Origin of the sequence: Sinomonas sp. (assembly GCF_036848755.1) — a bacterium.
Classification (GTDB): Bacteria; Actinomycetota; Actinomycetes; order Actinomycetales; family Micrococcaceae; genus Sinomonas.
The window spans coordinates 1-8,851 of the sequence record NZ_DAIUJO010000133.1; the positions used below are offsets into that span (position 1 = coordinate 1).

Here is an 8,851-nt window from a genome sequence, read left to right on the forward strand (position 1 = left end):
CTACTGTGCCCAAGACACCACGCACTCAAATCCATCGGCGCCTGGACCTACCAACGCAAAGGTCCAGACCGTTCCGGTCCGACACAAGCAGAGCAGGCCGGGCTGCTTCAATGGACCTCGCCCCTGGGCCGCAGCTACATCTCCGAACCCACCCTGCCCGAAACCGGGGCTCCCGAACCCGCGCCCGAACCAGAGATGCCCGAACCCGCACTGCGAGAAGCCGGCGTGCCCGCGGCCAGCGTGCTGAAGGCAGCGCCAACCCGAGGCGATCGCGCGGCGGGACGCCCGGGGGCAACAACGGGGTGCGAAGGCGCGCCTTCGGAAGGACATGTAAATGGAGACCGGCCCCCACCGTTCTAGCCGGGACTGTGCGACGAGAACAACGCCGTCCTTTGCTCCGCCGCCCTCCTGGGAAGGCTATGCAGGTGGGAAGGCCATGCAGGTGGAAAGGCTATGCAGGGCTATGCAGCCATTTCCCGGAAGGCTCCCGCGAGCTGTGGGTATCGAAAGGTGAAGCCAGCTTCGCGGAGCACGGCTGGGACTGCGCGCACACTGTCGAGGGCGAGGTCAGGGTTCGTACGCATTACGGCGGCGGCGACGCGCAGGAGGGCGGCGGGTGCTGGAATGCCGACGGGCACCCCAACGTACTCGCGCAGATGCGCCATGAGCTCCCGATTCTGGATCGGGTGGGGCGACGTCGCGTTGACGACGCCGGCGGGCACCTCGACGTGCGACTCGCCGGGAGCCGTCGGCAGCCCAAGGCTGGCACGCGCGGCGCGCACCCAGTCCGCAGCATGGATCCAGCTGAACCACTGCTGGCCGGATCCGAGGGGACCCCCGCCGCCGAGACGCGCGATTGCCGTGAGCCGGTCCAGGAGGGCCGCTTCCCGCGCCAGCACGACGCCGGTCCGAAAGACCGTGAGGTGGTCGGCGTTCGCACCGTCGACGGCGGCCTCCCAAGCCCGAACGACGGCGGCGAGCCCCGGCGCCGAGGCAGGGGGAGGGGTCTGCTCGTCGAACTCGTCTGCCGAGTCGCCGTAGATTCCCACTGCGCTCTGCTGAAGCCACCGGGCCACGGGCCGGCCCCAGGACCGGCTCGCCTCCACGAGCGCCCGAGTGGGCTCGGTCCGCGACGATTCGAGCTTGGCGAGGTTCTCCGGGGTGCCGGGCATGTCGAGACTCACGCCCGCGAGATTGACGACGGCGAGTTCTGACTCCCGACCGAGCCGCTCGCCCCAGGCTCCGGAACTGCGGCCGTCCCATACGAGCTGCTCGTAGGGCGACGGCTGCGCTTTGCGAGTCAGAAGGGCAACGCGCCGTCCGTCGCACACGAGGTCCGCTGCCAGGAGCGTGCCCAGAAAGCCGGTACCGCCTGCAATGACGGTGAGCGCGTCAGAGACGCCACTGCCGTCGCGCGAAGGCGAGGCGAGGCGGTAGAGTCGCGCGCACTGGGCCGGAAAGCCTCGGACGATCGGTTCGCCCGCGGTGAGGCCGAACTGCTGCGACAGCGGACCATCGAGCGTCACGCTCTGGGTGAAGAGGGTCCCGCCGTCGCGCTCCTCGAGGGTCCACTCGATCAGCTGCCTGCCGCCCGGCTGCGGTTGCTCGAGAGCGAGGCGCCGCCCTGCCTCGAAGGCAGTGACCCGGAACGAGGGCGCGGTTCGTCGATGCAACGGTCCGAGCACGCGGTGTGACGGCGCGTAGCGGCCGGCGGCCCCCTCGCGGATCGGGCCCTCAATGGCGGCGAGTCCGACGGCCGGGTTCCACTCCGGCCACCGCTCTACGCTCTCAAGGACGTCCCACAGGTGCTCTGCAGAGAGGCGGAACCATTGCGATGCCGTGCGGTGCCAAGTCACCCGGCCAGTCTAGGCCGTGGGCCCCTCGTCACAGTCTGAAGCCTCGCCGTCGCACACTGCTTCGCAGGTGCCCGAAGATTCGATGGCCGTCGAGATCCGCCGGCAGGCCTCGCGCAGAGCATCCTGCTGCTCGGGTGTCAGCGGATCGAAGACCACGCTGCGGACGAACTCGACGTGCCCCGGTGCCGCCTCGACGATCGCATTGCGTCCCGCCGGGGTGAGGGCGATGTCCTGGCCCCGGCCGTCGTCGGGCGAACAGGAGCGTGCGATCAGTCCCTTGGCCTCCATCCGGCGGAGCAGGTGTGAGAGCCTGCTCCGTCCCCAGCCGAGCATTCGGGCTGCGGTTCCGGACCGGACCATCCCCTGCGGGTCTTCCGAGAGCGTCGCGAGCACGGAGTATTCGGGGCCCGAGAGTCCCGAGTCGCGCAGGAGCTGGCGGTCGACGGCGGGTTGCAGGCTCCAGAGGAGGTGCCGCAAGGCGAGCCAGACCTCGCGCTCACGCGCGTCCAGCCACCGTCGTTCGTTGACGGACTGATCGCCGTCGCCGGACTCCCCAGCGATGGCGGCAGAACCGGCGGACGTGACGTGTGCCTCCATGATGCTGCCCCCAGTTGGTGCAATGAACTTGACGCATCAATCTTATGGGTGTAAAGCTGAATCATCCAAAAGTTGTTGATACGTCAATCAGGAGGAAGCGTGACCAAGATCGCCGTCGTCACGGGCAGCACCCGCGACGGACGCAAGAACCGCCAGGTGGCCGAGTGGGTTGTGGCCCGCGGCCAGCAGAGGGACGACGCCGAATTCGAACTAGTCGACATCGCAGACTACCGGTTGCCCCTGCTCGGCGAGCCGGGGAACGAGCAGGCGCTTGCGTCTGCGAAGGAGTTCTCCGCCCGTATGGACGAGTTCGACGGATTCATCTTCGTGACGCCCGAATACAACCACTCGGTCTCACCGGCGCTCTCCAATGCGTTGAGCTATCTCAAGCCCGAGCTCGCGGACAAGGCGGCGGGCATCGTCGCCTATGGTTCGGCCTTCGGCGCCCGCGCCGTCGAGCATCTCCGGGGCATCCTCTCCGAACTGCAGGTCGCACACGTCCAGAAGACGGGCATGTTCTCGCTCTTCATCGACTTCAAGGACGGCAAGTTCGCGCCAAGCGAGCTCCAGGCCTCCTCGGTGGCCCCCGTCTTCGATCAGGTCGTCCGGTGGGCCCGTGCACTGGAAACAGTGCGTTCCGAGGCCGCTCTCGCCTGATCTCGCTCATCCCCAGCTCGCAGGCGGCGGCTCCGTGGTGGGGTCCGGGGCCGCCCGCGGCGCGGTCCGGTGTGTGGTCCGACCTTCACGCAGGCCTCCGAGTCTGATAGGCAGGGAGCATCTGATCTGCAAGCGGAGGGAGCGGTATGAAGATCGCCTTGACCGGTGGCAGCGGCAAGCTCGGGCACGTGGTCCTGGACCATCTGCGAGCGGCTGGCCACGACGTGTGGAACCTTGACCGGGTCGGTGCCCGCGAACCGGGCTTTATCCAGACCGATCTCACTGACTATGGGCAGGTGATCGACGCGCTCGGCGGCGTCGACGATCGCTACGACGGCATTGACGCAATCGTTCATCTGGGTGCGATCCCGGCCCCTGGCCTCGCTCCCGACTCCGCGACCTTCCGCAACAACATGCTCTCGACGTACAGCATCTTCGAAGCGGCGCGGAAGCTCGGGATCAATCGAATCGTCTACGCGTCGAGCGAGACCGTGCTCGGCCTGCCCTTCGACAACGACCCCCCGTACATCCCAGTGGACGAGGAGTACGAGGCGCGGCCCGAGAGCACCTACTCGCTCGTCAAACACCTTGAGGAGCAGATGGCGCGGCAGATGTGCCGTTGGAATCCGGAGCTGAGCGTTTCCGCCTTCCGCTTCTCCAACGTCATGGTGCCCGAGGATTACGCGCAATTCCCGTCGTACGACGCCGACCCGCGCGGGCGTAAGTGGAACCTGTGGGGCTACATCGACGCGCGCGACGGGGCTCAGGCCGTTGAGAAGGCGCTCGAGGCTGCCCGGCCCGGTTTCGAGGCGTACATCATCGCCGCCGCCGACACTGTCATGAGTCGCTCCTCGGCGTCCTTGGCCGCAGAGGTCTTCCCGAACGTCAAGGTGACGAAGGAACTCGGCGAGCACGAGACGATGCTGGGCATCGAGAAGGCACGTCGGCTCCTCGGCTACGAGCCGCAGCACGGCTGGCGGCAGACGGTGTGACGCCGCCAGGCGGCCCCGGCGATCAGCAGCCCTCGTAGTCGGTGAGGACTTTCACCTTCTCCGCCGAGGCGGAGCCAGGATCGAAGGTGTAGCCAACCCACTCGCTGGCGAGCCGCCGGGCGAGCTCGAGGCCCACGACCCGTTGTCCCATGGTCAGCACTTGGCAGTTGTCGGAGAGCACCGAGCGCTCGACCGAGAACGAGTCGTGGGCCGTCGCTGCCCGGACTCCCTCCACCTTGTTGGCCGCGACCGCAACCCCGATCCCCGTGCCGCAGAACAGGATGGCGCGGTCGGCGAGACCGTCGCGGATCAGCTGACCGGCGGCCAGCCCGACGTACGGGTACGGCTTCGTGAAGTCGTCGTCGCCCCGCTTCACACCGATGTCGATGACCTCGGCAACCCGCCCATCGGCTTTGAGATCGGCCGCAACGGCGTCCTTGTAGTCGACACCGGCCTCGTCGGCGCCGACGATGATTCGCAGTCCTGTCATGACGTGTTTCCTCCTAGATAGCTCTGACGTCCTCACACGGCTCTGACGTGGGAGTCGAAGGCAGCACCCATGGCGGCAAAGACCGCCGCGAGGGATACGGCCCCCGGATCGGGGGTGCCGAGGCTCTTCTCGGCGAGGGGGCGCGCGCGCCCCTTCTGGGGGCGAAGCTCTGCGGTCCCCTGGGCTGCAGCCGCGGCCGCGCCGGCGGCGCTCGCCCACGCTTGGGCCAGCGGGGTACCGCGGACGACGGCGGACCTCAGCTCCGAGGCGAAGGGCAGGAGCGCGTCGACGAGGGTCTTGTCGCCGATTTGGGCGCCGCCCAGCGCGAGGATCCGCTCGGCGAAGGCCTCGACCCCCGTGACGACGGCCTCGTCGTCGGGGACTCGCTCGTCGCCCCAGGCCTGTCCCCAGGCCCGGAGCCCGGCACCCCAGAGGACGCCCGAGGTTCCGCCCGCCTTGTCCGCCCATGCGTCGCCCGCCTCAGCCAGGAGGCTTCCCGCGCCGCTTCCTCGCTCGGCGGCGTCGTGGGCCGCGCTCACGGCCGCGTCCACGCCTCGGACCATGCCTCGCCCATGATCGCCGTCGCCCGCAATCGCGTCGAGGGCTCCGAGGCGTGGCTCGAGCTCGTGCAGCGTCCGCTGGGCTGCTGTGAGGGCCTCGAGACAGGAGCTTGCGTAGCTGCGCGAGGCGTCGGTTGCGGATGACGAGGTTGCAGAGGGCGAGCTCGCTCGAACGGCTGCCCGCCCCTCCTCCTCGGCAGGAGACGGTTCCGGTGCGCTGACGGGGTCTGTGCCCGAAGCACCGACGCTGACGCGGCCCCGGCTAAAGGCCGGCGTCTCGGTCGGCGCGAGCCAGAGCCGTTCGAGTTCGTCGTCGAGCCACATGAGCGTGAGGGAAACCCCCGCCATGTCGAGGCTCGTCACCAGTTCGCCCACCTCGGGAGCCACGGGCTCGAGGCCGTTTTCACGGAGGAGAGGTGCGACCGTGCGCCACAGGACGAAGAGCTCTTCGGCCTTGGTCCTGCCGAGTCCGTTGAGGATGACGGCGACGCGGAAGCCCGCACCGTCAGGACGCTCCTCGAGAACCCGCTCCACGAGCGTCCGCCCCATCTCTTCGGCACTGGGAAGCGGGATGTCGTCGAGTCCCGGCTCGCCGTGGATGCCCAAGCCAAGTCCCATTGTGCCTTCAGGCAAGGAGAAGAGGGCGCGGTCGGCGCCCGGGAACGTGCAGCCGGCGAAGGCCGTTCCGAGGGTGCGGGTGAAGTCGTTTGCCTTGCGGCCGAGCCGCACGACCTCGGACAGGTCGGCGCCCTCCTCGGCGGCGGCTCCCATGACCTTGAATACCGTGAAGTCGCCCGCGATTCCGCGGCGGCGATCACGCTCCGCGGGTGGTGCGCTCGCCACGTCGTCGGTGACGATGACGTTCTCGGCGTCGATTCCTTCGCTGCGCAGCCGTTCTGTCGCAACACCGAAGTTCATGACGTCGCCCGCGTAGTTGCCGTACGCGAAGACGACGCCCGCTCCTGAATGCGCTTCTCGCGCTACCGCCGCGGCCTGCCGGGCCGAAGGCGACGTGAAGATGTTGCCGACGACGGCGCCATCCGCGAAGCCTGCTCCGATGAGGCCTGCGAAGGCCGGATAGTGCCCCGAGCCGCCGCCCAGCAGGACGGCGACCTTCGGGCGTCCGGCCCGCGAGCGGCGGACAGCTCCGCCTTCTACCTGCCTGACGAGGGGTGCGTAGAGGTCGCAGAATCCGGCAAGGGCCTCGTCGGCGAAGTCTGCTGGATCGTTCGAAATGTGGGTCATGTCAGTGGATGTGGCTGCCGCCGTTGATGTCCACCGTGGTGCCCGTGAGGTACGAGGCGTCCTCGGAGGAAAGCCACGCGATGAGGGCGGCGATCTCCTCGGTGCTCGCCGTCCGGCCGAGCGGGATGTCGCGGGCGATCGCGGCCTCCTGCTCGTCCGTGCTGCCGACGCGGATGTTCGTGTCGACGGCGCCGGGCGTGATGGCGTTCACCGTGATGCCCGTGGGGGCGATCTCGCGGGCCAGGGCCTTGGTGAATCCGAGGATCGCGGCCTTCGCAGAGGAGTAGGGAACCCGTCCGAAGACGCCGCCGCCCCGCTGCGCGGAGACCGAGGACATGTTGACGATACGGCCCCAGCCTGCCTCGATCATCGCGGGGAGGAAGGCCTTGGTGACGAGGTAGGTGCCCGTCGCGTTGACCGCCATGACCTTGTTCCACAGCGCGAGATCGGTCTCGAGGAACGGAACGGGGGAGGTGATGCCCGCGATGTTCGCGAGCGCCCCGACCACGGGAAGACGGCCGGCTGCGACCTCTGCGCTGACGGCGGCCTGGGCCGCGGCGACGGAAGCCTCGTCGGCGACGTCGACCTCGTGGCCGAAGGCAGGGACGTTGAACTCGTTGGCGACCTCCTGGGCGACCTTCGCCGACTTCTCGCCGTCGAGGTCGAGGATGACGACGCCCCAGCCGTCGCGGGCGAAGCGGCGGGCGGTCGTGAGTCCGATGCCCCGGTCCGAGGTGGCCCCGGTGAGGATTGCGGTGCGCTGAGTAGTGCTCGTAGTGCTCATGGCGGTGCTTCTTTCTTGCTGGTGGTCGGGCTAGATGAGGGCCGTGATGAGTTCGGCTGCCTTGGCAGCGGCCGCGGGACGTTCGCTGTGCTCGACGTCGCGGGTCTCGAGTTCGAGCGTGAAGTGGCCGGTGTAGCCGAGCTCCCGGAGCGCGGCGAGGCCTTCCTCGAAGCCGACTTCTCCGGCACCGATGCTCCGGTGGATGTCTCCGGGGACGGCGTCGCGGAGGTGGACGTGGGCGATGCGGCTGCCAAGGGCGCGTCCGGCCTGCCCGAAGTCGCCGCCGGAGGCGACGGCATGGCTCGAGTCGAGGACGTGCCGGACCCGAGTCCCATCGAGACGTTCCGCGAGGGCGAGGGCCCGCTCGAGGTTCCAGCAGAGGCGGAGGGCGTGGAGGGACTCCGTCCACAGCGCAAGCCCGCGTTCGGCGGCTGCCTCGCCGGCGGACGCGAGTTCGGAGGCTACGAGGTCGAGATCCTCCTCCAGCGTGCGGACGGGTCGGTGGTCCAGAGCGCCGCACGGAAGAACGAGCGCCTCCGCGCCGACGGCCTCGGCGAGGTCGAGCAGACGGTCAAGATGCTCCCGTCGGTCCGTCACAGCCTGGCCTTCCGATGGGACATTGAGGTCTCCGATGTCGCCGTTGACCGAGCGCACGCGAAGCCCACTCTCTGCCATGTCCTCGGACACCGCGGCGACCGCCGCCCGATCCAAGGTGTACGGCACGTGGTCGCAGACTCCCGGCAGGGCGCCGAGGTCGATCTCCTTGAAGCCGAGCGCGGACATCGTGCTGAGCGCGGTCGGGAGATCTTGGTGGCGGAAGCTGATGGAGGAGCATCCAAGCCGGGAGTGGAACATCGTCGTGGCCTTCCGGGCAGATTGCGGGGGTGACGAGGAGTGACCTGCACCACGGTAGTGGAGTCGACTGTTAACAGTCAACTCTCTAGGTTGACGGTTGACAACACGATGTGGGCGAGAGCACACTGGAGAGCACGTCAACTGTCGACAGACGTATTTCCCCGGCAACCGCCTGCAGGAAAGCCAGTCGATTTGTGGAAGGAACACTCATGAGCAACGAGGCTCTGGCCCTCCGGGGGCCCATTCACGGGACCCCGGACGCCCGCCGGGTGGCGATCGGCTCCTCCGTGGGGGCCGTCATCGAAACCTACGACTTCATCGGCTTCGGCACTGCCGCAGCCCTCTATTTCGGCAAGGCCTTCTTCCCTGGAGCGGATGCGCTCACCGGAACCCTCGCCTCCTTCGCCACCCTCGGTGTCGGCTTCGCTGCGCGTCCCCTCGGCGGCTTCATCGGAGGCCACCTCGGCGACCGACTCGGCCGCAAGCCTGTGCTCGTCGCGTCGCTCATCTTCATGGGCCTCGCCACGTTCGCCATCGGCCTCCTGCCCACCTATGCGCAGGTCGGCCTGCTCGCTCCGGCACTGCTCGTGACGGTCCGCATCATCCAGGGCGTCGCGTTCGGCGCCGAATGGGGCGGTGCGATCCTCATGGCTTACGAGCACGCCCCGTGGAGGCGGAAGGGCAAGTTCACGGGTATGGTCCAGTCGGGCTTCCCGGTCGGGCTGCTTCTCGCCAACCTCGTCTTCCTTGTCAGCGTCCATCTCGGCGGAACCTGGGCCTGGCGGGTCCCGTTCCTTGCGAGCATCGTGCTCGTC

9 protein-coding genes are annotated in these 8,851 nt (G+C 68.5%); 3 read left to right on the top strand and 6 right to left on the bottom strand.

The annotated features are described in order from the left end of the window. Positions 1–461: 461 nt before the first annotated feature. Positions 462–1,856, bottom strand: coding sequence for a DUF1731 domain-containing protein (locus V7053_RS16305; RefSeq protein WP_334173324.1), 1,395 nt, complete (start codon positions 1,854–1,856; stop codon positions 462–464). A 9-nt stretch (positions 1,857–1,865) separates the two neighbouring features. Then, complete coding sequence (locus tag V7053_RS16310) at positions 1,866–2,453, bottom strand: MarR family winged helix-turn-helix transcriptional regulator (RefSeq protein WP_334173325.1); 588 nt, start codon at positions 2,451–2,453, stop codon at positions 1,866–1,868. Positions 2,454–2,552: 99 nt separating this feature from the next. Between V7053_RS16310 and V7053_RS16315 the strand changes: the two genes are divergently transcribed. Beyond that, positions 2,553–3,110, top strand: coding sequence for an NADPH-dependent FMN reductase (locus V7053_RS16315; protein WP_334173326.1), 558 nt, complete (start codon positions 2,553–2,555; stop codon positions 3,108–3,110). Positions 3,111–3,256: 146 nt separating this feature from the next. After that, complete coding sequence (locus tag V7053_RS16320; protein WP_334173327.1) at positions 3,257–4,102, top strand: NAD-dependent epimerase/dehydratase family protein; 846 nt, start codon at positions 3,257–3,259, stop codon at positions 4,100–4,102. Between the two features lie 22 nt (positions 4,103–4,124). Here the strand turns inward: V7053_RS16320 and V7053_RS16325 are convergent, their stop codons facing one another. Genes V7053_RS16325 through V7053_RS16340 form a run of 4 tightly spaced genes read right to left on the bottom strand, consistent with a single transcriptional unit; the run spans position 4,125 to position 8,036 of the window. Next, entirely contained in the window at positions 4,125–4,592 is a 468-nt protein-coding gene (locus V7053_RS16325; RefSeq protein ID WP_334173328.1) for a ribose-5-phosphate isomerase, read from the bottom strand. 32 nt (positions 4,593–4,624) lie between these two features. Further along, positions 4,625–6,397, bottom strand: a complete 1,773-nt coding sequence (locus V7053_RS16330; protein ID WP_334173329.1) for a dihydroxyacetone kinase family protein — start codon at positions 6,395–6,397, stop codon at positions 4,625–4,627. Between the two features lies 1 nt (position 6,398). Then, positions 6,399–7,181, bottom strand: coding sequence for an SDR family NAD(P)-dependent oxidoreductase (locus V7053_RS16335; RefSeq protein WP_334173330.1), 783 nt, complete (start codon positions 7,179–7,181; stop codon positions 6,399–6,401). Positions 7,182–7,211: 30 nt separating this feature from the next. Further along, complete coding sequence (locus V7053_RS16340; protein ID WP_334173331.1) at positions 7,212–8,036, bottom strand: sugar phosphate isomerase/epimerase family protein; 825 nt, start codon at positions 8,034–8,036, stop codon at positions 7,212–7,214. Between the two features lie 209 nt (positions 8,037–8,245). Here V7053_RS16340 and V7053_RS16345 point away from each other — a divergent pair. Continuing rightward, positions 8,246–8,851, top strand: a 606-nt coding sequence (locus V7053_RS16345; protein WP_334173332.1) for an MFS transporter, incomplete at its 3' end; no start/stop codon positions are given.